Below are 26,629 nucleotides of genomic sequence, written 5' to 3' on the forward strand. Positions count from 1 at the left end.
CTCACCCGCGCCGAGACCGCGAACCCGGACCGGCGGCCGCCCGGCGACCCTGACGTACACCACCTACTACCGGCAGGAGGCCCCGCAGAAGGGCGAGGTCCTCGTCTCCTACGACGGCGGCACCCCGGTGAGCGTGCGGACGTACACCGCCGACGTGCCCTCCCGCACCGAGACCGTCACCCTCCAGGTCCCGCCGGGCGCGACCGGTGTCCGCGTCCGCTTCCGGTACACCGGCGGCAACAACTGGTACTGGGTGATCGACGGGGTACGAATCACGCAGGCCTGATTAGGCTGGGGGCGTCGGTACGCCGTGGTTCCGGCGCCCCCGCTTCTCGCCCGTACGTACGCCAGGAGACGCACAACATGGCAGACCGCAAGCCCATCGAGTCATGGCTCACCGACATGGACGGCGTGCTGATCCACGAAGGGGTGCCGATCCCCGGCGCCGAGGCCTTCCTGAAGAAGCTGCGCGACTCCGGCCGGCCCTTCCTGGTGCTCACCAACAACTCCATCTACACCGCCCGCGACCTGCACGCCAGGCTGCGCCGGATGGGTCTGGACGTACCGGTCGACAACATCTGGACGTCCGCACTGGCCACCGCCCAGTTCCTGGACGACCAACGGCCCGGCGGCAGCGCCTACGTCATCGGCGAGGCGGGCCTGACCACCGCACTGCACGACATCGGCTACATCCTCACCGACCACGAGCCCGACTTCGTGATCCTCGGCGAGACCCGCACGTACTCCTTCGAGGCCCTGACCAAGGCCGTGCGGCTGATCAACGACGGCGCCCGGTTCATCGCCACCAACCCCGACAACGTCGGCCCGTCGACCGAGGGCGACCTGCCCGCCACCGGCTCCGTCGCCGCCCTGATCACCGCGGCGACCGGCAAGAAGCCGTACTTCGTCGGCAAGCCGAACCCGCTGATGATGCGGGCCGGCCTCAACGCGATCGGCGCCCACTCCGAGACCTCCGCGATGATCGGCGACCGCATGGACACCGACGTCCTCGCGGGCCTGGAAGCCGGCATGCGCACCTTCCTCGTGCTCAGCGGCGTGACCCAGCCCAAGGACGTCGACCGCTACCCCTTCCGCCCCTCCCAGGTCGCCGACTCCATCGCGGACCTCGTCGACCTCGTCTGACCCGACGGCCGGGCCCCACCGGCCCGAAACCCCGTGTCACCCGTTCGGAGCAGCGGCGGCGCCCCCGAGGATGCGGGAGCGCCCCCGCCGGGAGAACCTCCTCGTACTGGAGGTTCACGATGGGCTCACTACGCTTCACTCTCTGTACAGCCGTCCTGGCCATGGCCGCGCTCACCCCGGCGGCGCACGCGGCGGACGCCGCCGGCGCGGTCAGCCTGACCCCCGCCGTCCCGACGCCCGGCTCCGACGTCACCCTGCGGGTCAGCGGCTGCACGAGCACGCAGGGCACCGCCTCCTCGTCGGCCTTCGTCGCGGACGCCGCCCTGACCGGCGCCGAGGGCGGCCTGACGGGCGAGACCCGCGTCCGGTCGTCCGTCCAGCCGGGCGTCTACGAGGTGCGGGTCACCTGCGGCGGCTCCTCGATCACCGGCCGGGTCACGGTCGCCCAGCAGGGGGCCGGCGGTCTGGGTGCCGGGGGCCTCGAGCAGCTCCTGCGGCCGCCCTCCGACTCCGCCACGCCCGTCGCCCCGGTCCAGGCGGGCGGCGGCGGCACCGCGCACTTCGCCACCGTGGCCACCAGCGGGTCCGGTCCCGGCAGCCTCCAGGCGGTGACCGGCCTGCTGCTCGCGGGACTCGCCGCGGCCGGCCTCGGGCTCCGCGCCCGCCGGAGCCGGGGCACGCGCTGACGCCTCCATGACCGACGACCGCGAGCGCGCCGCCGGCACGGGGCGGCTCATCACCGCCCTCGCCTGGACCGTGCTGCTGCTCGGACTGTGGCTCTGGGGACGCGGCGTGAGCGGGGTACCGCAGGGCACGGGCACCGACCGCGGCGACGTGTTCGCCATCGGGAGTCCCGCCGACCCGGCGTCGCTGCCCCGCCCGGCGAAACCGCTGGGCGACGCGCGGCCGCAGCGCGTCGACATCCCCCAACTCGGCGTCCAGGCGCCCGTGGTGTCCCGTGGCCTGGACTCCCGGGGAGCCATCGACCCGCCACCCTTCGACCAGCCGGGCGTGGTCGGCTGGTACGGCTCCGGCACCGCGCCCGGCGCGCGGGGGGCGGCCCTGATGGTCGGCCACGTCGACACCGCGACCCGGCCCGCCGTGTTCTACAGGCTCAGCACCCTGGAGCCCGGCGAGACGGTCCGGGTGGTCCGTTCCGACGGCAAGGTGGCCGAGTTCACCATCGACGACGTCCGGGTCCTGCCCCGCGAAGACTTCGACGCCCGGCAGGCCTACGGCCCCCACGAACCGGGCCGCGCCGAACTCCGGCTGATCACCTGCGGCGGCACCTTCGACCACGCCACCGGCAGGTACACGGCCAACGTCGTCGTCTCCGCGTACCTCACCGGCAGCGGCCCCTGACCGCACGGCGCGACCTCGTGACGCCACGACGGGATATGCCAGGATTGGCACCCGGACCAATGCGCGCCCAGGGGGGAATCGCATGTACGACAGCAGCAGCGCCCGGACTCCGGCACGGGCACGGGCGGCGACCGCGGTGCTGCTGGGGGCGGCACTGCTGGCCGCGGGCTGCTCGTCCGGCGACGGGGACGGGGACCAGGACCCGGCGGCCCGGATCACCCAGCAGCCCAAGTCCGCCGACCCGTTCTGGGTCAACCCGGACGGCAGCGCGGCCCGGCAGGTCGCCGCCTACGTGAAGGACGGCCGGAAGCCCGAGGCCGAGCAGATACGGAAGATCGCCGAGCAGCCGACGGGGGAGTGGATCGGCCCGGAGAACCCGGAGCAGGAGGCCCGCGGCTTCACCGAGGCCGCCGAGAAGTCCGACCGCACCGCCCTGCTCGTCCTCTACAACATCCCGCACCGCGACTGCGGCCAGTACTCCCAGGGCGGCGCCGCCGACGGCAACGCCTACCGCAGCTGGATAGACGGGGTGGCCCGGGGCATCGGCGACCGCCCCGCCACGGTCGTCCTCGAACCCGACGCCGTGCTCCACCTCGTGGACGGCTGCACCCCGGACGAGTTCCACGAGGAGCGCTACGACCTCCTCAAGAACGCGACGGCCAAGCTCAAGTCCCTGAAGAACACCAAGGTCTACCTGGACGCCGGGAACGCCGGCTGGGGCCACCCCGACCAGATCTTCGAGCCCCTGAAGTGGGCGGGGGTCGCGCAGGCGGACGGCTTCTCCGTCAACGTGTCCAACTTCTACTCCACCAAGGACTCCATCGCCTACGGCAGGCAGCTGTCGGCGAAGGTGGGCGGCAAGCACTTCGTCCTCGACACCAGCCGGAACGGCAACGGCCCCTACGCACAGGGCGATCCGGCCGAGCGGTGGTGCAACCCGCCGGGCCGGGCGCTCGGCGAGACCCCGACGACGAAGACGGCGGACCCCCTGGTCGACGCCTACCTGTGGGTCAAGCGCCCCGGGGAGTCCGACGGCACCTGCAAGGGCGGCCCCAAGGCGGGCCAGTGGTGGCCGGCCTACGCCCTGAAGCTGGCGAAGGCGTCCGACTCCTAGGCGCGCGGGCGCGGCCGGCCGCCGGGCCGCCGCGCCCTTCGCCGGGGGAGCGCTACGGCACCTTCACCCACTGCGCCTTGCTCGGGGTGCCCCGGCCGTCGTCGACGAACAGCATGTACCACCCCGACTGCACCAGGTTCCGGCTCTTCGGCACCGTCACGGTGACCTTGTTCCCGGACGTCCTGAAGTCCAGCGCGATGGACCGCTGGTCCACGTCCGTCACATGCGTCGACGCGCTCGGCCGGATGAGCCGCGCCTTCTTGATGGCCGCCGCGTCCCGTGAGGTGAACGTCCCCGAGGCGCCGCGGGCGATCGTCCGCGGTCCGCCGCTGAGCGTCGGCCGGGAGTCCCGGTACAGATAGGGCGGGGTGTACATCTCGATCCGCTGCTCGAACTTCCCCGGCTTGGTGTTCGCCGCGTCCGCGTACAGGGAGTCGGACCCGAAGAACATCACCCGCCCGTCGGGCAGCAGCAGCGACCCGGAGTGGTAGTTGCGGCCCACCAGCGGATCGGCGACCTGCGTGAAGCTGTTGCTGTCCGGGTGGTACAGCCGCGCCTGGTGGATGTTGGAGTCGCCGCGTCCCCGGTAGTCCTCCGAACCGCCGGACACCAGGACGGTGTCGTCGGGCAGGATCGAGGACTGCGGGTACCGGGTGCCCTTCTCCAGTTCGGGCCCGTCGGTGAAGCGCGGGTTCTTCGCCTTGAGGTCGATCAGGCGCGTCTTCCTGCTCGACAGCTTCGACTCGCCGACCCCGCCGCCGCCGATCACCATGAACTTCTCGTTCTGGGCCGGCGGCAGCAGCACCGTGCCGGACGTCTCCAGCAGACCGGGGTCGGAGAGCCCCGGCAGCTTGGTGAACTTGTTGGTGCCGACGTCCCAGACACCGGGCTTGCGGCCCACGTCGTCGGGGCCGTAGCCCGCGTTGGAGCCCGAGTAGAAGACCTTTCCGTTCTGCATCAGGAACAGCGCCGGGTACGTCGGGAACTGCCGGAGCTTCGAGGTGTACGACCACTTCTTGGTCTTGGGGTCGAAGATCTCGTTCTTGCCCGGCACCAGCTGCCCGATGTCGTCGAGCCCCGAGACGCTGAGCACCTTGCCGTCCGACAGGGTCGTCAGCGTCGGGTACCAGCGGGCCTCGTTCATCGGGTCGACCTTGATGTACCGCTCGGCGACCGGATCGAACTCATAGGCGTCGCGGATGCCCTGGAAGTCCTTCTTGTCGAGGGCGAGCTTCTGCGCGATGCCGTAGGTGTTGCGGGCGTCGACGCCGGTCAGGCCCTGGATCCGGTAGTTGTCCTGGGTGCCGGTCTCGTATTTGGAGCCGCTCGACTGGGCCTCGACGTAGATCCGGCCGAGGCCCGGGTCGTTGCGCTGGAAGACGCCGGTGTTCGGGTCGAACACCTTCTTCGCGCGGGGCACCAGCACGGGGTCCTTGGAGACGAACGTCTTGCCGTTGGTCTTGCCGCTGAACTTGGTGCCCGCGGGCAGCGTGATCGGCTTGTCCGGGTTCTCGTTGTGGACGATCATCAGGCCGCCGGCCTTGGTGACGTCACCCTTGAGCTTCTCGTACCGCCGGGTGCCGCCCGCGATGAGCAGGTTGCCGTTCGCCAGCTGGGTGTGCCCGGTGCAGAACAGGTCGGCGGGCGTGGGGATCTTCTTGATCGTGCCCTTGACCGGGTCCCAGATCCGGGTGTCGAACTTCTTCCGGTCGAAGTTGTCCTGGTTGTTGCCGGAACCCGCGACCAGCAGCACCTTGCCGGTGTGCAGGAGCGCCGCGTGGATGGTGTCCTGGCGGTACTCCTCGGGGAACTCGACGATGTCCCAGTGGCCGTTCTCGGCCTTGTACTCGGGCTTGTTGATCTTGTACTGGTGGTAGCGCTCGGTGCCGAAGCGGTAGAGCCACGGCCCGTTCATCCCGGCCAGCGCGATGACCACCGCCGTGCCTATCGCGAGTCGACGGGCGCGGCGGCGGCCGGCCTGGTCCTTCATTCCTTACGTCCCCCAAGTCCACCAAGGGCGGTCTGCATGTTCTCGTCGTACTCCCCGTTCGGGCCGGCGCCCGGAGCCCCGTGCGGGGCGGCCCAGCCGGGGCGCCGCTGCGGCGCGTGCGGGGCACGGGGCGAGCCCTGCGCGGGCACCGTGTCCTGCGGTCCCGTGCCGGCCCCCGCGGGCGCGTCCGCGACGGCCCGGGGCCTCTTCTTCGCCTGCCGCAGCTCGTGGCGCCAGACGAAGACCGGGAAGCTGGTGATGAGCATGGCGAACGCGGCCCAGGTCACCATCGCCGGGTGGGAGTGCCCGAGGACGAAACCGGCGACGACGGACGCGGCGAAGATCCCGATGAAGTACCAGTGGTACCGGAAGGTGCCGAACCAGGTGTCCGGGCTCGCCGAGTCGCCCTTCGGGGTGACCACGAACTTGCTCTTGCGCCGCAGCAGGGAGTCGATCAGCGCCTTCGCGTAGAGCGGCGCGGACAGGGCCGACATCACCATGCCGGCCACACCGCCGGAGCCCTCCGGCTCGTGCGGGGAGACGTTGTGCCGGCGGTTCCAGATGTACAGGCCGATCTGGAGCGCGGAGGCGTTGCCGTACAGCATCAGCCACACGGTCGGGTCGATGTTCACACCCGAGGCGCCCAGCCCCAGGAACAGGGCGCAGCTCAGGGCCGCGAGGATCCAGTTCAGGGCGGACATCGGGTAGAAGATGATCATCATCGTGTAGTTGAAGAGCTTGCCCGGCGGCAGCGAGAACCAGCCCTTCCAGTACTGCTTCAGGATCGTCTCGTACGTACCCCGCGACCAGCGCATCTGCTGGGTGAAGAAGTCCGTCCAGGCGGCGGGTCCCTCACCGACAGCGAGCACGTCGGGGGTGTACACCGACTTCCACTTGCGGCCGGTGACCGGGTTCTTCGCCCGGTGGATCTCGAAGCCGGTCGCCATGTCCTCGGTGATCGAGTCGTACAGACCGCCGATCTGCTTGAGCGTCCTGATCCGCACCGCGTTCGACGTGCCGACGAACATCGGGGCGCCGTAGCGGTTGCCGGCGCGCTGGATCAGGGCGTGGAAGAGGAACTGCTGCGACTCGGCGGCCTTGGTGACGAAGTTGTCGTAGTTGCCGTACACCTGCGGGCCGATGACGAAGCCGACATCGGGGTCGCGGAAGAAACCGAGCATCCGCTCCAGGTAGTTGGGCAGCGGGACATGGTCGGTGTCGACCGAGGCGAAGAAGTCGTAGTCGTCGCCGTGCGCCGCCAGCCAGGCGTTGTAGTTGCCGTGCTTGGTCTTGGCGCGGTGCGGGCCCTTGGGCTGGTTCCACCGGGCGACGCCCTTGCGGGAGAAGTGGTGCACGCCGAGCCGGGCGCACACCTCCTTCACGGCCGGGTCGTCGCCCTCGTCCAGCAGCCACACGTGCATCAGGCCCCGGTGCCGCAGCTTCACGGCCGCCTCCAGGGTCTTCGTCACCATCTCCAGCGGCTCCTTGCCGGGCACGAAGGAGGTGAGGAAGGCGACGCGGGTGCCGGTCTCGGGCACCACCGGGACCGGGTCCCGGGCGACGAGTGTGGCGTGCGCGTTGGACAGCACGTTCATGCAGCGGAAGAACTCGATCAGGCCGATCGCGACGAGCATGACGATGTCGAGGGCCGGCAGGAAGTCGTAGGCCGGATAGTCGCGTTCGGTCCAGTGCTCCGGCTGGAGCAGCCAGAACAGCAGCACCAGCGAGAGCACCGGCGCGGCGCCCAGCATGAGCGCGGCGCGTATCCGGTGCGGCTCCTGCGAGAGCAGCGAGCGGTACTGCACCGTGTACGGCTTCGTCGGATCGGGCTGGGTGAGGGGCCCCGAGAGCCGGCTGTAGTGCTCGTAGTCGTATCTGGGCAGGGTCTTCTTTATTCGGCGGAGCTGCCCCGTCCGATGGCTGACCGCCCTCAGCTGTGTGGTCTGTGACGGGTCGTCGTGAGTGTGGCTCTGTCCGGCGCCCGTCGGCGTCGACGTCATGAGTCATTCCCCCCACACGCAGGTCACCGCGTGTTTCGTCGGTCCTTACCGCCCGCCCGGGTCCCCTCGGTCCGTGCGTGCGGAGTCAGTGATGGGTCGTATCACCACGTCCTGCCCACCCTATAGACATGGGACGGCGACCCTCCGGTTGCATGATGCCCCCCTCGGCACCGATTCGTGAACGGGGCCCCCTCCCCCGCCGGTGCGCGACCGCCGCTCCCCGCCAACTGCCGTCGGCCGGAGCGGCCTCGGGCAACAGGGTTCTACGGTGGTCAGCAGATCGCAAGACGCGAAACGCCGTGTTTACCCCTCAAACCCGTTCATTGCGTCGTGCGTGGGGCTCGGGAGGCTCGGATGCGCCGGTGGTGGACAGACGGGTACGGATGTTGCCGAAGTGGTCCCTTATGGCCTCCTCCGCCCGCAGCGAATCACCGGACCGGACCGCGTCCAGGATCTCCCGGTGCTGACGGCAGGTGACGCGCGGATCCTGCGGCACGTCCACCAGGTCCCGCTGCACCCGGTGGAAGGCGTCCCAGAACGCCTCCAGCACCTCGCTCAGCAGCACGTTGTCCAGCCCCCGGTAGAGGGTGGCGTGAAAGGCACGGTCGGTCTCGGCGAGGCCGGTCCCTTCCGCGGCCTCTTGTTCCATACGGTCCACGAGCGCGTTCAGTTCAACGAGGTCCGCCTCCGGCAGCCGTCCGGCCAGCCGGGACACCAGTCCGGTCTCCACGGCCTCGCGCAGCTCCAGCAGCTGGAGCAGGGAGTCCTCGCCCCGGTAGTGCCCGGCGACGGTGCGGAAGGCCAGGCCCTCGATCATCGGTGCGAACGACATCGAGCCCACGTAGGTGCCGAAGCCGTGCCGGATCTCCACGATCCCCATGGCCTGGAGCGCCTTCAGGGCCTCGCGCACCGAGTTCCGGCTGGCCCCGAGGTACTCCATCAGCTCGGGCTCGGTCGGCAGCGGGGCGCCCGAGGGCAGCCGCCGGTCGACGATCAGCTTCTTGATCCGCTCCTGAAGGTCCCGGGCTGCCATGGCCAGAGGGTATCCGGCCAATCGGGGGGAGGGCCCTCTTCCGGCTGGCCGATACCGGGGCCTGCGGCAGGGGGGTGTGGGTGGCGAAGCCCCCACCGCGCACGGCGGAGCCGCGCGGAAACAGAGATGGCGACCCAGGTCCGCGCTTTCCGCGGACGTGGATCGCCATCGTCATCGTGCGCCGCCAGGGACTCGAACCCCGGACCCGCTGATTAAGAGTCAGCTGCTCTAACCAACTGAGCTAGCGGCGCCTGCTGACGAGGAAAACTTTACATGACCTCCACGGGTGCTCCTGACCGCCCGGCGGTGGCCCGGAGGGCCGCGTACATCATTCGGACCGTCAACATGCGCGCCCCGGGGACAGTTGTGAAACTGATCAACGTGCACACTCGCGGACAAATCCACCCCGAATGTGAGGCAGATCGCATGACCGTTCCGGTGTTCGAGGAAGTCGACCCCGCGAGCGACTGCGACTGCCCCGGCTGTGTCCACTGGCGGCAGCTGAGTCCCCGCCTGTCCCCCGGCCGCCTCGGCGGCCACCCGGCGGCCCGCGGGGTCGTCGTCATGGCCGCCGCGTCCGCCGTCCTCGGCGCGGTCCACCCGGCCGCGGCCCTCGCCCCCGGCCACTCCCCGCACCGCGAAGCCGTCCCCGGCGACGGCGAGCCCGCCACCCCGCAGGGCGCCAAGGCCCCGCTGCACGGCCCGGCGGGCAAGCCCGTCGACCCCGCCACGGCCCCCCTGCCCACCACCACCCGGACCGAGATCATCAACCGGGCCAAGATCTGGGTGGCGGCGCAGGTTCCGTACAGCATGACCTCCTACTGGTCCGACGGGTACCGGCAGGACTGCTCGGGCTACGTCTCCATGGCCTGGGGGCTGCCGAACAACGAGTGGACGGGCAGCCTCGGCTCGTTCGGGGTGAAGATCAAGAAGGAGGAGCTGCAGCCCGGCGACATGCTCCTCTACCACAACCCCGACAACCCCGAGAGCGGCTCCCACGTGGTGCTCTTCGGCGGCTGGACCGACTTCACGCACACCTACTACACGGTCTACGAGCAGACGCCCCCGCACACCCGCCGGCAGACCACCCCGTACCCCTACTGGAGCCACGCCGACAAATACGTCCCCTACCGCTACAAGGGGGTGACCGCCGGCACCGCGGGCTCGGAACCGGCCGGCGGCAGGACGGTGACGGCCTACCCGGGCGCCGCCTACTTCGGTCCCGGGGCCGACAACAAGTACGTCACCCAGCTCGGCGAGATGCTCATCGCCCGGGGCGCCGGCTCCTTCTACGCCCAGGGCGCGGGGCCGGTGTGGGGCGAGGCGGACCGTCGGGCGACCCAGGCGTTCCAGCAGGCCCAGGGCTGGACGGGCGCGGACGCCGACGGGCTGCCCGGCCCGCGCACCTGGGACCTGCTCGTCACCGGCAAGGGCAAGGACATCGCGCCGGGCGCGGCCGGTCCGGGGCGGCCCGGCTCGCACGGCGTGCCCGGCTATCCCGGCCGCAACTTCTTCCGGCCGGGGGCGAACAACGACTACGTCACCCGGCTGGGCGTCCAGCTGGTGAAGAAGGGCTTCGGCAGGTTCTACGCCCTCGGTCCGGGTCCGCACTGGGGCGAGGCGGACCGGCGCGCCGTGGACGCCTTCCAGCGCGCCCAGGGCTGGCGGGGCGGCGCGGCGGACGGCTACCCGGGCCCGGAGACCTGGCGCCGGCTGTTCGCCTAGCCGGCGCCGGCCGCCCGGGCGGCCCTCGTCCATTTCCTACTCCTGTTCATGACGCATCTGGCGCGGAGGCTGGAGGCACGCATGAGTACGACCACGTCACACACCCCACCCGAGTCCGAGGGACCGCCGGAGAAGGCCGCGGGCGCGGGCACCCGCCCGGTCCGGCTGATCCACAACGAGGCGACCACCGAGATCCCCGTCCACCTGCTGTTCCGGGACGATCCCGACCCGGTGAAGGTGCCCCTCAAGCCGGCCGTGGTGGGCCGCCGGCAGGGCACCGGCGAGCAGCCGCGGCTCCGGCGGCCGGTCGCGGTGCGCAGACGGCCCGTGGTGGAGGCCGACCCGGAGCTGGTGGAGCGCCCGGCGCGGGTCCTGCCGGGGACGGCCGGGGTCCTCGCCGGGACCTGCGGGCTCACCGGCTGCCTCGCCACCTCCTGGTGGGCGGGACTGCTGCCGTCCTCCGTGGCGGAGGCCCTGCGGCTGCCCGTGCAGGCCGGGGCGGGTCTGGGGCCGGCGCAGTGGGCGGCGTACGCCGGGGCCGGCGCGCTCGGGCTGCTCGGCTTCGGTGGGCTGGCCCGGGGGAAGACCGGTCGGGCCTGGGTGCTCGGCCTGTTCGGCAGCTACCGCGGCACCGTCCGGCGCACCGGGCTGCTGTGGGTGAACCCGCTGGTGCTGCGCCGCAGGGTGGACGTGCGGCTGCGGCACTGGCGCAGCGAGGCGATGCCCGCGACGGACCCCGACGGCCTGGCGCTGCGGGTGGTCGTGCTGGTGGTGTGGCGGGTGCGGGACACCGCGCGGGCCGTGCTCGGCATCGAGGACCACGAGACGTATCTGCGCGAGTGCGTGGAGGCGGCCCTGGCCCGGGTGCCGGTGGAACCGGCGGGCGGCACCCGGGGCGGGGTGACGGCGGCCGGGGACGCGCTGACGCGCCTGGTGGCGACGGAGACCGCCGGGGTCGGCGTGGAGGTGTTCGCGGTGCAGCCGGTGCGGGTGGAGTACGCACCCGAGGTCGCCCCGGTGATGCACCGGCGCCGGATCGCCGCGCTGGACGCCCGCCAGCGGGCCAGCATGCTCACCTCGGTCGTCGACTCGGTGGAGGACACGGTGACCCGGCTGACCATGCGGGGACTGGTGGAACTGGACGACTACGAGCGCAAGGTGCTGGTCCGCGACCTGACGGTGGCGTTCTGCTCGGGACGCTCGGAGCCGGTGTAGTCGGCTCTGCGATTGGTATGGACATGTTCAACTACCGGTAATAGCCTGAGACTTGGTCTAGACCTACCCTCTGCACAGCTCACTGAACTCCCCACGTTCTCCAGGAGCGGCAGCATGCGCACCAAGACCAAGTTGTCCGCAGTCGTGCTGGGTGCGGTGACCGCCGGAGCCTTCGCGCTCTCCACCGGCGGTGCCAGCGGGCACGGCTACACCGACCTCCCCATCAGCAGGCAGAAGCTCTGCCAGAACGGCACCGTGACGAACTGCGGCTCCATCCAGTGGGAGCCGCAGAGCGTCGAGGGCCCCAAGGGCTTCCCGGCCGCCGGTCCCGCCGACGGCCAGCTCTGCAACGGCGGACTCAGTCAGTTCGCCCAGCTCAGCGCACCGAGGACCCCGAACGGCGCGGCCTGGCCCACCACCAGGGTGACAGGAGGTCAGTCGTACACGTTCCGGTGGCAGTTCACCGCCATGCACGCCACGACGGACTTCAAGTACTACGTCACCAAGCCGGGCTGGAACCAGAACCACAACCTCGCCCGCTCGGACCTCAACCTCACCCCGTTCCTGACGGTGCCGTACAACGGGCAGCGTCCGCCGGCCACGCTCAGCCACAGCGGCACCCTGCCGAGCGGGCTGAGCGGGCACCACGTCATCCTCGCGGTGTGGACGATCGCCGACACGGGCAACGCGTTCTACGCCTGCTCGGACGTCGCCTTCTGACCGACGGACCGTCACAGCACGGAAACTGAGGTTCCCTTGAGCACCCCCGTGCGCCCTGCCGGATAGGTTCCCGCCACGCCGGTCTTCCGGAGCGGCGAACCGACCTCGGGGGAACCTCATGTTCGAACTGTTCTTCTACCTCGTGCCCACCCTCATGATCGCGGGTGCCGGATGGGGCGCGTACCTGCTGATCCGCCGCGCCCGGCGGATCGGCAGGACGTGGGAGCACGGGCTGACGGCCGAGGCGCGCTGCCTGCGCATGTACACCACGACCAGCGGGGGCGGCGGGGACACGTCCGTGAGCACGACCCTGCACCACGTCTACGAGTACGCCACCCGGGACGGCCGCCGGGTCCGGTTCGAGGAGCGGGGCGGTCCCGCGACCGTCCTGGAGGGCGACGTCGTCACCGTGCACTACCTCCCGGAGCGGCCTGATCTGGCCACCGCGCTCCCGCCGTCGCGCGGCAGGCTCGCCGCCGAGTCCGGCTGCCTGCTGGCCTTCCTCGGTCTGATCATCGTCTTCTGCCTGGGCTTCATGGCCGTGGCGCACGCGATGTTCGAGGAGGCCGGCGGCCTGATGCCGTGACCCTCCACTTCTGACGTCGCGTCAGCTACCGTGCCCGGCCATGGAGTCCACGACGGGTACGGTCGCCGAGCTGGTGGCGGCGCGGTGGGGGGACCACCGGCCGGGGCTGTGGTGCGAGGACCGGGCGCTGACGCACCACGAGACGGCCGCGGGGGCGGCCGCCCGGGCCGCGCTGCTGGGCGACCTGCTGCCCTCCGGCGCCGTACCGCATCTCGGGGTGCTGCTCGACAACCGTGAGGAGTTCCCGCTGTGGCTCGCCGCCGCGGCCCTCGCCGGGGCGGCCGTCGCCGGGATCAACCCCACCCGACGGGGCGCCGAGCTGGCCCGGGACATCCTGCACACCGAGTGCCCGGTCCTGGTCACCGAGCGGGCCCGGCTGCCGCTGCTGGCGGACCTGGAGCTGCCGGGCGTACGGATCCTCGTGACGGACGACGAGGAGTACGCCACCCTCCTCGCCCCCTACGCCGGAGCCGTGCCGGACCCGTCCCGGGCCGCACCCGCCGACCGGCTGCTGCTCTACTTCACCTCCGGTTCGACCGGCGCACCCAAGGCCGCGATCTGCTCCCAGGGGCGGCTCGCGGCGGCGGGGCGGGCCCTGGTCCGGCAGTTCGGGGTCCGCGCCGACGACGTGCACTACGTCTGCATGCCGATGTTCCACGGCAACGCGGTGATCGCCGACTGGGCGCCCGCGCTGGCCGCCGGCGCCGGGGTGGCGCTGCGCCCCCGGTTCTCGGCCTCCGGGTTCCTGGCCGACGTGCGCCGCCACGGCGCCACCTACTTCACCTACGTCGGCCGGGCGATCCAGTACGTCCTGGCCACCGAGCCCCGGCCGGACGACCGGGACAACCCGCTGCGGCTGGGCTTCGGCACCGAGGCCGGCGCGGTGGACGCGGCGGCCTTCGAGCGGCGGTTCGGCGTACGGCTGGTGGAGGGGTACGGCTCCTCCGAGGGCGGGGCGGCGATCCAGTGGGCCCCGGGCACCCCGGCCGGTGCGGTGGGACCGGCCGGGCCGGGCCTGGTGGTGCTCGACCGGGCCACGGGCGAGGAGTGCCCGCCGGCCGTCTTCGACTCCGCCGGGCTGCTCCTCAACGGGGACGAGGCGATGGGCGAACTCGTCAACCGGGCGCCGAACCCCTTCGAGGGCTACTGGCGCAACCCGGCCGCCGAGGCCGAACGCCGCCGGGGAGGGGCGTACTGGACCGGTGACCTCTTCTACCGGGACGCCGAAGGCTACCTCTACTTCGCCGGCCGCACCGACGACCGGATCAGGGTCGACGGGGAGAACCTCGCCGCCGCGACGATCGAGAACATCGTCGCCCGCTACGAGGGCGCCGAGGCCGTCGCCGTGTACGGGGTGCCGGACCCGGTGACCGGCGACCAGGTGATGGCGACCGTCGCCGGGACCTTCGACCCGGCGGGGTTCGCGGAGTTCCTGCGGGCCCAGCCGGACCTCGGGACGAAGATGGCGCCCCGGTTCGTGCGGGTGGTGGAGCGGATGCCGGTGACGGCGACGAACAAGATCCAGCGGGCACGCTTGCGAGGGGAGGGCCTGCGGTGCGCCGACCCGGTGTGGTGGCGGCCGCCGGGGGAGGAGTCGTACCGGCCGCTGACCGCGGAGGACGCCGAAGGGCCCCTCGCTTGCGCGAGGGGCCCTTCATCTGTGCGCCGCCAGGGACTCGAACCCCGGACCCGCTGATTAAGAGTCAGCTGCTCTAACCAACTGAGCTAGCGGCGCATGACTCCCGCCTTCCGCGGATTTCTGCTCCCGCGGCCGGCGACGAAGAAAATACTACCTGGTCCGGAGGGGTGCTCATGACCACCCCGGAACGGACTAGATCGTCAGGGACAGCAGCACCGGCGCCGCGCTGCGGTTGAGCGCGTCCGCGGCCTCCTTCAGGCGGTGCGCGTGCTCCACCGGGAGCGAGAGCGCGAGGCAGCCCACCGCGGCGCCCGCCGTGATCGGGACGGCCGCGCAGACCGTGCCGACGGCGTACTCCTGGAGGTCGAGGACCGGCACCGTCGGCGGCTGGGACTCCAGCCGGGACAGCAGCAGCTTGTCGCTGGTGATGGTCCGCGAGGTGAGGCGGGCCATCTTGTGCCGGGAGAGGTGGTCCCGGCGTGCGTTGTGGTCCAGCTGGGTCAGCAGGCTCTTGCCGACCGCGGTGGCGTGGGCGGAGTAGCGGAAGTCGACCCACTCGTTGACCGCCGGGGTGGTCGGCCCCGCCGCGTACTGGGTGACCTTCACCTCGCCGTCGACGTACCGGCTGATGTAGACGGCCGCGCCGACCGAGTCCCGCAGCTCGTCCAGGGTGCGCTGGAGCTTCTCGCGCAGGGCCCGCTCGCGGTCGTGCGCCGAGGTGAGGCGGCGCAGGGTGTCGCCGGTGACGTACGCGCCGTCGGTGATCTGCTCCACGTAGCCCTCGCGGCGCAGCATGCGCAGCAGGGCGGTGAGCCGCTCGGCACCCAGGCCGGTGCCGTGGGCCAGCTCGGTCTCGGTGACGCCGGCGGAGTGGCCCGCCACGATCTCCAGCACGCGCAGGGCGTCCTGGGCGGAGTGGTACGGGGCGGTCGGCTCGATCCTCATGACAGTCCCCCTCGCCTCGAAGTCCTGGGGTCGAGCAGGTGCGGCCGGGAGGCCGGGGGCCGGCCCCCGGCCAGGCACGGTGGCGCCACGACGGGTCCCCCCTGCGCTCGCACTCCGGGCCTGAAGCCACGGATCCGGTCGGCGGATCGTCTCCACGATAGCCGCCAAAGGCCCGTCGAGGAGAGGGGGTTGGCGAGATTGTGTCTCGCGCACCCTCCCGCTCAACTGCGCCGCAGGCCCTCTGGCATATGCCAAAGTCATGACCCAGCGGCCGGACCTCGGGGGTTCCGTCCTTCACACCTCGTAGTCAGAGGACCGCGCTGAGGAATTCCCGGGTGCGTTCCTGTTCCGGATCACCGAAGATCTGCTCCGGCGGACCCGCCTCGATCACCCGACCGGAGTCGAACATCAGCACCTGGTCGGAGATGTCGCGGGCGAAACCCATCTCGTGGGTCACGCACAGCATGGTGATGTCGGTGCTGCGGGCGATGTCCCTGAGCAGATCGAGGACCCCCGCGACCAGCTCCGGGTCCAGCGCCGAGGTCACCTCGTCCAGCAGCAGGACCCGGGGCCGCATCGCCAGCGCCCGGGCGATCGCCACCCGCTGCTGCTGGCCGCCGGAGAGCCGGGTGGGCCGGGCGTCGCACTTGTCGGCGAGCCCCACCAGGTCCAGCAGCTCCCGGGCCCGTGCCTCGGCCTCGTCCTTGGACATGCCGAGCACCCGGACCGGTGCCTCGGTGATGTTCCGCAGCACCGACATGTTCGGGAACAGGTTGAACTGCTGGAACACCATCCCGATCTTCTTGCGCACCTCCCGGATCTGCTTCTCCGGCGCGGGGAACAGACGCTCCCCGTCGACGGTGATGACGCCCTCGTCCGGTTTCGTGAGGGTCATCAGCAGCCGGAGGATCGTGGTCTTTCCGGAACCGGACGGACCGATCAGGGTCACGTGCTTGCCGGGCTCGACGGCGAAGTTCAGGTCGTCGAGGACGGTGTTGGTCCCGAAGCGCTTGGTGACGCCCTCCAGCCGGACCAGCTCACCGCCGGCGAGGACCGTGCCGGCGCTCGCGGCGGATTCTTTCGTCAAAGGCGTGTCAGCGGACAAGGCGTCGCTCCAGGGCTCGCATCAGAAGGGAGGCCAGATAGGAGATGAGGATGAAGGCCACCCCGATCACGGTCAGGGGCTCGGTGAACTGGAAGTGCTCCTGGGAGAAGAGCCGGGCGTGCCCGAGCATCTCCAGCACGGTGATCACCATCAGCAGGGGCGTGTCCTTCAGCATGGAGATCACGTAGTTGCCCAGCGCGGGCACCACCCTGCGGATCGCCTGCGGCAGGATCACCGCGGTCCAGGTCCGCGCCCGGGGCAGGTTCAGCGCCGTGGCCGCCTCCCACTGGCCGGCCGGCACCGCCTCGATGCCGGCCCGGTAGACCTGCATCGTGTACGTCGAGTAGTGCAGGCCGATCGCGAACACGCCGGTGGCCAGCGCCGAGAAGGTCAGACCCCACTCGGGCAGCACGTAGAAGAGGAAGAACAGCTGGACCAGCAGCGGGGTGTTGCGCACGAACTCGGTGACCACCCCGACCGGCCAGCGCACCCACCGGGTCGGCGTCCGCATCAGCAGCGTCCACACCAGACCGAGGGAGAAGGACAGCAGCGACCCGAGGGCCACGGCCTGAAGGGTGACCAGCAGCCCCTTCCAGAAGTCCGGCATGAAGTCGCTCACGGCGTTCCAGTCCCACTTCATGCGACCCGTCCCCCCACTCCGGTCGTCTGCGCCCGCTTCAGCTCACGCGAAGCCGAGAACGTCCCGGCGTCCTTGCCGACCCCGGCCTTCAGCCGCTTCTCCAGGGAGCGCATCAGCCGGGTCAGCACGAAGGCGATGGCGAAGTAGATCAGCAGGACGTACGTGTAGATCTCCGCGCTCTGCTGCAACGCGAGCCGCACCAGGTTGGCGCTGAAGGTCAGATCGCCCATGCCCATGACCGACACCAGAGCGGTGCCCTTGAGCAGTTCGACGAGCAGGTTGCAGAAGGAGGGGATCATCTCCGGCACCGCCTGCGGCAGCACGATCAGCCGCATCCGCTCCCAGGGCGTGAAGCTGAGCGCGATCCCGCCCTCCTTCTGCGCCGGTTCGACCGCGTTCAGCGCGCCGCGCACGATCTCCGAGCCGTACGCGCCGTACGTCAGCCCGAGCGCCAGCGTGGCCGCCCACATCGGCACCAGCTGCCAGCCGAAGGCGACGGGCAGCACGAAGAAGATGAAGAAGATCATCACCAGCGCCGAGGTGCCGCGGAACACTTCGGTGTAGAAACCGGCGGCGAAGCGCACGATCCACAACCGGTGGGTGCGCGCCATGCCGACGGCGAACGACACTGCCGCGGACAGCAGCGCGCTGAACACGAGCAACTGGACGGTCGTCCATACGCCCGTCAGTACGAGTTCCCAGAGCCCCGAGGTCATCCGCCGCACAGCCCCTTCGCGGTCAGGTCCGTCATCTCGGCCTCGGTGAACCCGAACGGCCGCAGGATGCGGAGCAGTTCCCCGCTCTTCTTCAGCTTGTGCAACTCGGCGTTGAAGGCGTCCCGCAGCCCGGTCTCGGTCGGCCGGAACGCGAACGCCCCGCCGTCGACGTGTGGTTTGCCCTTGACCAGTGGGGTGAACGGCTTGGTGGCCTCCGCCTTGGAGGACTTCTTGACCACCTCGCGGGTGGTCAGCGCCGTCCCCGCGAAGACGTCGACGCGGCCCGCCTCGACCGCGTTCAGCCCCGCGACCTGGTCCGGGACGATGAGGATGTCGCTCTCCTCGTACCCGGCCTCCACCGCGTACTGGATCTCGGCGTAGCCGGTGCCGGTGGCGAACTTCGCCTTCTTCGCCACGACGTCCCGGTAGGAGTGCAACCCCTTCGGGTTCCCCTTGCGGACGATGAACGAATCCAGCATCTGGTAGTCCGGATCGGCGAAGATCACCTGCTCGCAGCGCTCGGGGTTCACGTACATCCCCGCGGCCACCACGTCGAACTGCTGCGAGTTGAGTCCGGGGATGAGCGAGCCGAACTCCGTCGGCACCGGCTGCACCCGGTCCACCCCGAGCCGCTTGAAGATCACCTTCGCCAGCTCGGGCGCCTCACCGGTGAGCTGTCCGTCCGTGTCGATGTACCCGAAGGGGATCTCACCGGCGATCCCGAGCCGGACGACGCCCTGCGCGCGCAGCCGGCCGAGCAGGTCGCCGCCGTTCTTGCCGGACGCCACCGCCACTCGTGTGCAGCCCGCGGCACCCAGCGCGCCGAGCGCGCCGAGGGCGGAGACGCCCGCGAGGACCGAGCGGCGGCTGCGTCTGTGATCCGGCCCGGATGTGTGTACGTCGTTCCCAAGTGGTGGAGCCATGGCGGCGCGGCTACCCAAGGGCCTCCCGGCTATGCACCCTGGATTTCATGGCCGATCGATTCGTCACCGTCTCGCTCGACAAGCGGGACGTTCACTGCACCGCACGACTGTTGGACGACCGCGCGCCTCTGACCTGCGCGGCAGTGTGGGAGGCACTGCCGCTCACCGGCGACGTCTACCACGCCAAGTACGCGCGCAACGAGATCTACGCCCTGTTCCCACCCTTCGCCTCCACGGAACCCCCACTGGAGAACCCGACGGTCACCCCGATTCCCGGCGACCTCTGTTACTTCTCCTTCACCGGCGCCGAACTCGGCACGAAGGCCTACGGCTACGACCGTGAGGTCCGCCCCGGCACCACCGTCGTCGACCTCGCCCTGTTCTACGAGCGCAACAACCTGCTGCTGAACGGGGACGTCGGCTGGGTGCCGGGGATCGTCTGGGGTCAGGTGACCGACGGCCTCGACGCGATGGCCGAGGCCTGCAACGACCTGTGGCGGACGGGAGCGGCGGGGGAGACGCTCAGCTTCCGGCGGGCCTGACGAGCCCCGGCAGCGCCTGCCCCGCCTCGTACAGCGCGTGCGCCGCCCGCAGCACCAGATCGTCCCGGTGCCGGGCGGCCACGAGCTGCATGCCCACCGGCAGCCCGTCCCCGTCCGTGCCGACCGGAACCGTGGCGGCGGGCTGCTGGGTCAGGTTGAAGGGGTAGGTGAACGGCGTCCACCCCGTCCAGCGCCGCAGCCCCGAACCCCGCGGCACCTCCGCACCGGCCTCGAACGCCGTCACCGGCAGCGTCGGCGTGACCAGCAGGTCGTACGTCTCGTGGAAGCGTCCCATGCGCCGCCCCAGGCCCATCCGGACGTCGACCGCCGCCAGATATTCCAGCGCGGAGTACCGGGACCCCTGCGCGCAGATCTCCCCCAGTCCCGGGTCGAGCAGCTGCCGCAGCCGGGGCGGGAACCGCTGGGTGAGCCGGGCGGCACCGCTGAACCACAGCGTGTGGAAGGCCTCCACCGGATCGCTGAGGTCGGGGTCGGTCTCCTCCACGTACGCACCGAGGTCCGCGAGCCGGGCGACCGCCCGCCGCACCGCCGCGGCGACCCCCGGCCGCACCGCCACCTGCCCGCCCAGGGTGGGCGAGTACGCCACCCGCAGCCCTCGCACGCCCCCCTTCAGCGCCTCCGAGAAGGAGCCCGGCGCGGGCGGCAGCGCCGACCAGTCGCGCGGGTCCGGGGCGCCGATCACGTCGAGCAGCAGGGCCGCGTCGGCGGCGTCCCGGGTCATCGGCCCCGTGTGCGACAGCGTGCCGAAGGCGCTCGCCGGATACAGCGGCACCCGGCCGTACGTCGGCTTCAGGCCGAAGATCCCGCAGAACGCGGCCGGGATACGGATGCTGCCGCCGCCGTCCGTGCCCAGCGACAGCGGGCCCGCGCCGAGGGCCACGGCCGCCGCGCTGCCACCGCTGGAGCCGCCCGCGGTGCGTGCCGGGTCGTGCGGATTGCGGGTGATCCCGGTCAGCGGGGAGTCGGTGACGCCCTTCCAGCCGTACTCCGGGGTCGTCGTCTTGCCCAGGAACACCGCGCCGTGCTCGCGCAGCCTGGCCACCGGGGGCGCGTCCTCGTCCCACGCCCCCTGCTCGGAGATGGTCCGGGAGCCGCGCAGGGTCGGATGGCCGCGCAGCAGCAGGATGTCCTTCACCGTCACCGGCACCCCGTCGAGCAGCCCGGCCGGCTCACCGCGCCGCCAGCGCTCCTCCGACTCCCGGGCCCGGGCGAGTGCGTCCTCCTCGGTGAAGCGTACGAACGCGTTCACCTCCGGCTGGATCCGGCGCGCCCGCTCCAGGGCCTCGACGGTCGCCTCCACGGGGCTGAACTCGCCCTTGCGGTAACCGTCCAGGAGCCGGGCCGCGGTGAGGTCGGTGAGCTGCATGCACCCTCCATCGGGTCTCAGTGACCGGGCACGTAACCACGCTTCTTGTCGACCACGTTCACCAGTGATCTGCCCGCCGCCCAGCGCTCGTACAACTCCACGAACTGCACGCCCAGTTCGTCCCGCCAGCCCACCGTGTCCCCGCTCATGTGCGGGGAGACGATCAGCTCCGGCAGCTCCCACAACGGGCTGTCCGCGGGCAGGGGTTCGGTGGCGAAGACGTCCAGCGCGGCGCCCGCGATCCAGCGCCGGGTCAGCGCCTCCGCGAGGGCGTCCTCGTCCACCAGCTGCCCGCGGCCGACGTTCACGAAGAACGCCGAGGGCTGCATCATGCCGAACCGGCGGGCGTCGAACATGCGGTACGTCCGCTCGGTCAGCGGTGCCGCGGCGATCACCCAGTCCGCGCGGGAGACCAGCCGGTCCAGGTCGTCCGGGCCGTGGATGCCGGTGCGCGGCAGCCGGCCGACCAGTGCCGTCGTCACGCCCAGGGCCTTGAGCGTGCGGGCGATCGCCCGGCCGATCGGGCCCGAGCCGACCACGCACGCGCGCGTGCCCGCCACCCGCCGGCTCTCCCGGTGCCGCCAGGTCCGCTCACGCTGGTACCCCAGGGTGCGCGGGAGGTCCTTCGCGACCGCCAGCACCAGGGCCGCCACGTACTCGGCGATCGGCTGGTCGAAGATCCCGCGCGCGTTGGTGACCACCGTGTCGGACGCGGCCAGTTCCGGACACATCAGATGGTCCACGCCGGCGCTCGCGGTGTGCACCCAGCGCGGCCGGGGCCCGTCCCCGGGCCAGGCCTCGCGCACGGCGTGCGAGGTGAAGTCCCACACCAGCAGGGCGTCCGCTTCGGGCAGCCGCTCGGCCAGGTGCCCGGCGTCGGTGTGCACGATCCGGGCGCGGCCGGTGAGGCGGCCGAGCCGGGGCGGCGGGTCGGCGTCGAGAACGAGAAGGGTCGGCGGGGTCGGTGTCATGCGGGGCGGCTCCCGGCGTCTGACATGCGTGGATTGACCACGCTCGCACCCGAACCTACCGTCGTCAACACGGGCGTTATCGCGATCCGTTGCTCCCTCGTCTCCCAGCGTGAGGCCGGTGCCATGGACGTCTCCTTTCTCGGCGGCCCCCGCCCCCAGCGCGGCGTCGGCGTGGTGGCCCCCTTCGACTTCGCCCTCGACCGCGAGCTGTGGCGCTGGGTGCCCGACGAGGTGTCGCTGCATCTGACCCGGACCCCGTTCGTGCCCGTCGAGGTGAGCCTGGACCTGGCGCGGCTGGTCAGCGAGCACGAGACCCTCGGTGAGGCCGTCCGCGCGCTGACCGCCGTCGCCCCCGAGGTCGTGGCCTACGCCTGCACCTCCGGCAGTTTCGTCGGCGGGATCGCCGGGGAGCGGGCGATGTGCGAGGCGATGACCCGGGCGGGCGCGCTGCCCGCCGTGACCACCTCCGGGGCGCTGCTGGAGGCCCTGGCGGAGCTGGGCGTGCGGCGGGTAGCCCTGGTCACGCCGTACACGGTGACCCTGACCCGGGCGCTCCGGGAGTACGTCGCGGAGGCCGGCGTACGGATCACCGGGTGCGCCTACATGGGGCTGACCCGGCACATCTGGCAGGTGCCGTACCGGGACGTCGCCGGAATGGCACGGCAGGCGATCCGCCCCGGCGCGGCCGACGCGCTGTTCATCTCCTGCACCAACCTGCCGACCTACGACGTCATCCCGCAACTGGAGGCCGAACTGCGCATGCCGGTCCTCTCGGCCAACCAGGTCACGATGTGGGCTGCCCTGCGCCGACTGGGTACCCGAGCCGTGGGGCCCTACCAGGCGCTGCTGGACGCGGCCGCGCGGGAGCGGCCCGTACTGCCCGAAGAGACGCAGGAAGGCTGGACATGACCGCACTCGGTTTCCTCTATCCGGGCCACTCCGCCGAGGACGACTATCCACGCATGGAGCAGCTCCTGGGGAGCGACATCCGGGTGGACCTGGTCCACACGGACATCGGCGAGGACGCGCACCGGGTGGACGCCCTGCGCGAGATGGGCTCCGCCGAGCGGCTCGCGGCGGGCATGGAGGGGTTGCGGCTCGCCGGCGTCGAGACGGTGGTGTGGGCGTGCACCAGCGGCGGCTTCGTGCACGGCTGGGACGGCGCCCAGGACCAGGTGCGGACGCTGGCCCGGCTGGCCGGGATGCCGGCCTCCTCGACGTCGTTCGCGTTCGTGCACGCGGCCCGGGAGCTCGGGGTGCGGCGGGTCGCCGTGGGCGCGACCTACCCGGAGGACGTGGCGGCCCTGTTCGCGGACTTCCTGGGGGCCGGTGGCCTGGAGGTGACCGGCATGCGGTCGTCCGGGATCGTCACGGCGGCGGAGGTCGGCACGTGGGGGGAGGAGGACGTGCTGACGCTGGCCCGCGCGGCGGACGTGGCCGACGCGGAGGCGGTCCTGCTCCCGGACACCGCGCTGCACACCGCCGCCCACCTGTCGCTGCTGGAGAAGGCCCTGTCCAAGCCGGTCCTCACGGCGAACCAGGTCAGCGTCTGGGAGGGGCTGCGCCTGGCCGACCGCCGCGTGAACGCCCCCACCCTCGGCACCCTCTTCACCCGGGAACCCCTGGTACAGGCCTGACACCGCCGGACCGCCATCGCGGTACGCCCCGGCCGGCGAGGCACCCTGCCTCGCCGGCCGGACACCGGGGCGCCCCACGACGGCAAGGGCGCCCCGGCGACCAGGGCGCGCGGCCGGGAAGCACGGGCGGACGGAATAAGCGGGGACACCCTCCTGTTAGCTCTCCGAAGGAAGCACGCTCAGAAACAGGAGGCCCACACCGTGTCGGCAGACGAGATCCGGGGCACGACGCACGGGACCGCCCCCGTCCCCCTCTCCGTACTGGACCTGGTGACCGTCGGCGCGGGCAGCACCGCCACCGACGCCCTGCGCACCAGCGTCGAGCTGGCCCGGCTGACCGAATCCCGCGGCTTCCACCGGTACTGGGTCGCCGAGCACCACTCCATGCCCGGCGTCGCCTCCTCCTCGCCCGCCGTGATCCTCGCCCACCTCGCCGCCCACACCGAGCGCATCCGGCTCGGCTCGGGCGGCGTCATGCTGCCCAACCACGCCCCGCTGGTGATCGCGGAGCAGTTCGGCACGCTGGAGGCGATCGCGCCGGGGCGGGTCGACCTCGGTCTCGGCCGGGCCCCCGGCACCGACGGCGCCACGGCCGCCGCGCTGCGCCGCACCGACACCCTCGACGAGGGCGCCGACGACTTCCCGCAGCAGCTCGCCGAACTCACCCGCTTCCTGGACGACGACTTCCCCGACGGCCACCCCTACCGGCGGATCCACGCGATCCCCGGCCCGGTGCAGGCCACCGCGCCCGGCGGCGTCCAGTCCCCGCACCGGCCGCCCATCTGGCTGCTCGGCTCCTCGGGCTTCAGCGCCCGCCTGGCCGGCCTGCTCGGCCTGCCCTTCGCCTTCGCCCACCACTTCTCCGCGCAGAACACCGTCCCGGCGCTCGACCTGTACCGGGAGACGTTCCGCCCCTCCGAGGTGCTGGCCGAGCCGTACGCCCTCATCGGCGTCTCCACCCTCGCCACGGACGACGAGCGTGAGTCCCGCCGCCAGACCCGGGCGATGGCCCTGAACATGCTCCGGCTGCGCACCGGCCGCCCCGGCCTGTTCCCCGACCCGGAGGAGGCCGAGCGGCACGAGTTCAGCCCGATGGAGGAGGAGTTCATCGGCTCCTGGACGGCCAACATCGTGCACGGCACCGCCGACGAGGTCCGCTCGGGACTGGACGCGCTGCACAAGCGCACCGGCGCCGACGAGCTGATGCTCACCTCGCACGCCCACCGCGGCGCACTCCGCCTGCGCTCCTACGAACTGATCGCGGACGCCTACGGATTGCCGACCGCGTAGGTCTGCTCCCCGAGCAGCTCGGAGATACGATCCGGCGGCACCGGACGGGAGTACAGCCAGCCCTGTCCGGTGTCGCAGCCGATCCGGCGCAGCCGGGTGGCCTGGGCGGAGGTCTCCACGCACTCGGCGGTGACGGTCAGCCCCAGGCGGTGCGCCAGCTGGATCATCGCCTCCACGATCACCTCGTCGGCCGGGTTGGGTGCGATCGTCTTCTTCTCGCCCTCGTACTGGAAGCCCCGCACGAAGGAGCCGTCCAGCTTCAGGACCGACACCGGCAGCCTGCTCAGATAGGCGAGGTTGGAGTAGCCGGTGCCGAAGTCGTCGATGGCGATGCGCACGCCCATGTCGCTGAGGGCCTGGAGGGCCTGGAGCGGACGGCCCGCGGAGCCCATCACCGCGGACTCGGTGAGCTCCAACTGCAGCAGGTGCGGGGCGAGTCCGGTCTCGGCGAGGACCTGCGCCACGTCCGCCACCAGGTCGGAGTCCCACACCTGGCGCACGGCCACGTTCACGCTGACGAAGATCGGCGGTTCGTCCGGGTGGTCCAGCTGCCAGCGGCGGGCCTGCCGGCAGGCGGTTTTCAGCGCCCAGCGGCCGAGCTGCACGATCGAACCGTCCTCCTCGGCCAGTCCGATGAACCGATTCGGCGTCAGCGTGCCGAACTGTGGATGATGCCAGCGGATCAACGCCTCGACCCCGCTGAGCCGCCCGTCCTCCATGCCGACCAACGGCTGGTACTCCAGGGCGAATTCGCCGCGCTCGATGGCGGGGCGCAGAGTGGAGGAGAGGGCCTGCCGGGTCATCAGGTGCGCGTTGCGCTCGGGGTCGAACAGCGTCCAGCGGCCCTTGCCGTCCGCCTTCGCCCAGTACAGGGTCGTATCGGCCGCCTGCATCAGACCCGTCGCGGTGGTGCCCGCCGCGTGCCGCTCGACCACACCGATGGACGCCGTCAGCGACAGCCGCTGCCCGGCCAGGTCGAAGGGCGCCTCCAGGGCCTTCAGCGCCGATTCGGCGAGATCCGCGAGCTGTTCGGTGCCGGTGGAGTCCTCCACGAGCAGGGCGAACTCGTCGCCCCCGAGCCGGGCGACGAGGGGAGTGGCGGCGCGGGCGTACCCGGTCTCGTCGGCGACCCGGTTCAGGCGCTCGGCCACGGCCGCGAGCAGCCGGTCGCCGACGCGGTGGCCGAGAGTGTCGTTGACGGCCTTGAACCCGTCGAGGTCCAGGTAGCACAGGCCGATCCGGCCGGTGCCGCTCTGCTCGTACGACTCCGCCTCCAGCGCGGCCGTCAGCCGCTCGAAGAACAACGTGCGGTTGGGCAGCCGGGTCACCGGGTCGTGCATCTGCAAGTGCCGCAACCGCGCCTGGAGTTCGCGGCGGGCACCGACGTCCGTCACCGACAGCAGGACACCGGGGCCGCCGTCGGCCAGCGGGGCGACGGTGACCTGCACCCACAGCGAGCGCCCGTCGGGATGCTTCAGCCGGCGGGTGCAGCGCAGCCGGGCCTGCCGGCCGCGCAGGACCTCGCGGTAGGCGTGCCAGGTGCGGGCGTCCGAGGCGAGGTCCACCAGATCGGCGGCGACCTGCCCCGGGAACGACTCCGGATCGGTGCCCAGCAGCTCGCCGAAGGCGGAGTTGGCGCCGGTGACGATGCCCGCGGCGTCCACGACCGCCATGGCGAGCGGGGCGGCCGCGAAGACACGGCGATAGGTGGACTGATCACTGTCTGTGACGGCTGACCGGTCGAGGTCTGCCGCGGGCGTCGGCCCTTCGGACGTTCCGCTCACCGCTCGCTCCCGCAGTGCACTCGATCTCTGTCCGTGCCGGAAAGTGTGCCGATCATAGAGGCTGGCCCGGAGGCCTTCCAGCCACTCTCCAGTCTCCCGGACGGAGTACAGGTTCTGACAGATCGTTTCTGCCCGCACCTGGACGGGTTCTTCAGGCCCCCG

The 26,629-nt window shown here is 71.6% G+C and carries 25 protein-coding genes and 2 tRNA genes; 14 read left to right on the forward strand and 13 right to left on the reverse strand.

Annotated elements, in window-relative coordinates:
• The first annotated feature begins 127 nt into the window (after window positions 1-127).
• From BLW57_RS42485 to BLW57_RS24290, 5 genes are all read left to right on the forward strand, one after another.
• Window positions 128-286, forward strand: a complete 159-nt coding sequence (locus BLW57_RS42485; protein ID WP_256339883.1) for a hypothetical protein — start codon at window positions 128-130, stop codon at window positions 284-286.
• Window positions 287-363: 77 nt separating this feature from the next.
• Window positions 364-1,143 (forward strand): HAD-IIA family hydrolase, encoded by a 780-nt coding sequence (locus BLW57_RS24275; protein WP_093477405.1) that lies wholly within the window; start codon window positions 364-366, stop codon window positions 1,141-1,143.
• Between the two features lie 119 nt (window positions 1,144-1,262).
• Window positions 1,263-1,829: a hypothetical protein gene (locus BLW57_RS24280; RefSeq protein WP_176985702.1), complete on the forward strand. Its 567-nt coding sequence runs from the start codon at window positions 1,263-1,265 to the stop codon at window positions 1,827-1,829.
• Window positions 1,830-1,836: 7 nt separating this feature from the next.
• The gene (locus tag BLW57_RS24285) at window positions 1,837-2,505 is read left to right on the forward strand and encodes a class F sortase (protein WP_093477407.1); all 669 of its coding nucleotides are present in this window, start codon (window positions 1,837-1,839) and stop codon (window positions 2,503-2,505) included.
• An 82-nt stretch (window positions 2,506-2,587) separates the two neighbouring features.
• Window positions 2,588-3,619 (forward strand): glycoside hydrolase family 6 protein, encoded by a 1,032-nt coding sequence (locus BLW57_RS24290; RefSeq protein WP_093477408.1) that lies wholly within the window; start codon window positions 2,588-2,590, stop codon window positions 3,617-3,619.
• Window positions 3,620-3,671: 52 nt separating this feature from the next.
• Here BLW57_RS24290 and BLW57_RS24295 read toward each other — a convergent pair whose 3' ends face one another.
• From BLW57_RS24295 to BLW57_RS24310, 4 genes are all read right to left on the reverse strand, one after another.
• The gene (locus BLW57_RS24295) at window positions 3,672-5,609 is read right to left on the reverse strand and encodes a radical copper oxidase GlxA (RefSeq protein WP_093477409.1); all 1,938 of its coding nucleotides are present in this window, start codon (window positions 5,607-5,609) and stop codon (window positions 3,672-3,674) included.
• Window positions 5,606-7,609, reverse strand: a complete 2,004-nt coding sequence (locus tag BLW57_RS24300) for a glycosyltransferase family 2 protein (protein ID WP_093477410.1) — start codon at window positions 7,607-7,609, stop codon at window positions 5,606-5,608. Before BLW57_RS24300 ends, BLW57_RS24295 begins: the two co-directional genes overlap by 4 nt.
• A gap of 310 nt (window positions 7,610-7,919) precedes the next feature.
• Complete coding sequence (locus BLW57_RS24305) at window positions 7,920-8,642, reverse strand: FadR/GntR family transcriptional regulator (protein WP_073900401.1); 723 nt, start codon at window positions 8,640-8,642, stop codon at window positions 7,920-7,922.
• Between the two features lie 177 nt (window positions 8,643-8,819).
• Window positions 8,820-8,893, reverse strand: a tRNA-Lys gene (locus BLW57_RS24310).
• Between the two features lie 175 nt (window positions 8,894-9,068).
• On the opposite strand from BLW57_RS24310, the gene BLW57_RS24315 reads away from it, so the two are divergent.
• The 5 genes from BLW57_RS24315 to BLW57_RS24335 all read left to right on the forward strand — a co-directional run bounded on the left by BLW57_RS24315 (window position 9,069) and on the right by BLW57_RS24335 (window position 14,584).
• Window positions 9,069-10,367: a peptidoglycan-binding protein gene (locus tag BLW57_RS24315; RefSeq protein ID WP_093477411.1), complete on the forward strand. Its 1,299-nt coding sequence runs from the start codon at window positions 9,069-9,071 to the stop codon at window positions 10,365-10,367.
• 81 nt (window positions 10,368-10,448) lie between these two features.
• Window positions 10,449-11,582 carry an SPFH domain-containing protein gene (locus BLW57_RS24320; RefSeq protein WP_093477412.1) on the forward strand — a complete coding sequence of 378 codons (1,134 nt, stop codon included), beginning with the start codon at window positions 10,449-10,451 and terminating at the stop codon, window positions 11,580-11,582.
• Window positions 11,583-11,696: 114 nt separating this feature from the next.
• Entirely contained in the window at window positions 11,697-12,302 is a 606-nt protein-coding gene (locus tag BLW57_RS24325; protein ID WP_093477413.1) for a lytic polysaccharide monooxygenase auxiliary activity family 9 protein, read from the forward strand.
• 118 nt (window positions 12,303-12,420) lie between these two features.
• Window positions 12,421-12,888 (forward strand): DUF3592 domain-containing protein, encoded by a 468-nt coding sequence (locus tag BLW57_RS24330; RefSeq protein ID WP_093477414.1) that lies wholly within the window; start codon window positions 12,421-12,423, stop codon window positions 12,886-12,888.
• A gap of 40 nt (window positions 12,889-12,928) precedes the next feature.
• Entirely contained in the window at window positions 12,929-14,584 is a 1,656-nt protein-coding gene (locus BLW57_RS24335; protein WP_093477415.1) for an AMP-binding protein, read from the forward strand.
• Here the strand turns inward: BLW57_RS24335 and BLW57_RS24340 are convergent.
• From BLW57_RS24340 to ehuB, 6 genes are all read right to left on the reverse strand, one after another.
• A tRNA-Lys gene (locus tag BLW57_RS24340) sits at window positions 14,550-14,623 on the reverse strand. The genes BLW57_RS24335 and BLW57_RS24340 overlap by 35 nt on opposite strands.
• A gap of 96 nt (window positions 14,624-14,719) precedes the next feature.
• Window positions 14,720-15,472 (reverse strand): IclR family transcriptional regulator, encoded by a 753-nt coding sequence (locus BLW57_RS24345; RefSeq protein WP_093477416.1) that lies wholly within the window; start codon window positions 15,470-15,472, stop codon window positions 14,720-14,722.
• Window positions 15,473-15,779: 307 nt separating this feature from the next.
• A complete protein-coding gene (gene ehuA / locus BLW57_RS24350) occupies window positions 15,780-16,577 on the reverse strand; it encodes an ectoine/hydroxyectoine ABC transporter ATP-binding protein EhuA (RefSeq protein WP_371127809.1) in 798 nt (265 codons plus the stop codon).
• On the reverse strand, window positions 16,567-17,217 hold the full coding sequence (ehuD, locus tag BLW57_RS24355) for an ectoine/hydroxyectoine ABC transporter permease subunit EhuD (protein WP_093477418.1): 651 nt from the start codon (window positions 17,215-17,217) through the stop codon (window positions 16,567-16,569). The genes ehuA and ehuD overlap by 11 nt, the downstream gene beginning before the upstream one ends.
• Window positions 17,214-17,933 (reverse strand): ectoine/hydroxyectoine ABC transporter permease subunit EhuC, encoded by a 720-nt coding sequence (gene ehuC / locus BLW57_RS24360; protein WP_093480855.1) that lies wholly within the window; start codon window positions 17,931-17,933, stop codon window positions 17,214-17,216. The genes ehuD and ehuC overlap by 4 nt, the downstream gene beginning before the upstream one ends.
• A complete protein-coding gene (gene ehuB, locus BLW57_RS24365) occupies window positions 17,930-18,856 on the reverse strand; it encodes an ectoine/hydroxyectoine ABC transporter substrate-binding protein EhuB (protein ID WP_093477419.1) in 927 nt (308 codons plus the stop codon). Before ehuB ends, ehuC begins: the two co-directional genes overlap by 4 nt.
• A 47-nt stretch (window positions 18,857-18,903) precedes the next feature.
• Here ehuB and BLW57_RS24370 point away from each other — a divergent pair, with 47 nt between their 5' ends.
• The gene (locus tag BLW57_RS24370; RefSeq protein WP_093477420.1) at window positions 18,904-19,398 is read left to right on the forward strand and encodes a DUF3830 family protein; all 495 of its coding nucleotides are present in this window, start codon (window positions 18,904-18,906) and stop codon (window positions 19,396-19,398) included.
• Here BLW57_RS24370 and BLW57_RS24375 read toward each other — a convergent pair.
• Together BLW57_RS24375 and BLW57_RS24380 are read right to left on the reverse strand one after the other, a co-directional pair.
• Window positions 19,379-20,785: an amidase gene (locus BLW57_RS24375; protein ID WP_093477421.1), complete on the reverse strand. Its 1,407-nt coding sequence runs from the start codon at window positions 20,783-20,785 to the stop codon at window positions 19,379-19,381. The genes BLW57_RS24370 and BLW57_RS24375 overlap by 20 nt on opposite strands.
• 17 nt (window positions 20,786-20,802) lie before the next feature.
• Window positions 20,803-21,756, reverse strand: coding sequence for a D-2-hydroxyacid dehydrogenase (locus BLW57_RS24380; RefSeq protein ID WP_093477423.1), 954 nt, complete (start codon window positions 21,754-21,756; stop codon window positions 20,803-20,805).
• Window positions 21,757-21,879: 123 nt separating this feature from the next.
• Here BLW57_RS24380 and BLW57_RS24385 point away from each other — a divergent pair, with 123 nt between their 5' ends.
• From BLW57_RS24385 to BLW57_RS24395, 3 genes are all read left to right on the forward strand, one after another.
• Window positions 21,880-22,665: a maleate cis-trans isomerase family protein gene (locus BLW57_RS24385; RefSeq protein ID WP_093477424.1), complete on the forward strand. Its 786-nt coding sequence runs from the start codon at window positions 21,880-21,882 to the stop codon at window positions 22,663-22,665.
• Window positions 22,662-23,393, forward strand: a complete 732-nt coding sequence (locus BLW57_RS24390; RefSeq protein ID WP_093477425.1) for a maleate cis-trans isomerase family protein — start codon at window positions 22,662-22,664, stop codon at window positions 23,391-23,393. The genes BLW57_RS24385 and BLW57_RS24390 overlap by 4 nt, the downstream gene beginning before the upstream one ends.
• A gap of 201 nt (window positions 23,394-23,594) precedes the next feature.
• Window positions 23,595-24,683, forward strand: a complete 1,089-nt coding sequence (locus BLW57_RS24395) for an LLM class flavin-dependent oxidoreductase (protein WP_093477426.1) — start codon at window positions 23,595-23,597, stop codon at window positions 24,681-24,683.
• Here BLW57_RS24395 and BLW57_RS24400 read toward each other — a convergent pair.
• The gene (locus tag BLW57_RS24400; RefSeq protein ID WP_093477427.1) at window positions 24,662-26,467 is read right to left on the reverse strand and encodes a putative bifunctional diguanylate cyclase/phosphodiesterase; all 1,806 of its coding nucleotides are present in this window, start codon (window positions 26,465-26,467) and stop codon (window positions 24,662-24,664) included. The genes BLW57_RS24395 and BLW57_RS24400 overlap by 22 nt on opposite strands.
• Between the last annotated feature and the right edge of the window lie 162 nt (window positions 26,468-26,629).

The organism is Streptomyces sp. 1222.5 (assembly GCF_900105245.1).
GTDB classification, from domain to species: Bacteria; Actinomycetota; Actinomycetes; order Streptomycetales; family Streptomycetaceae; genus Streptomyces; species Streptomyces albidocamelliae.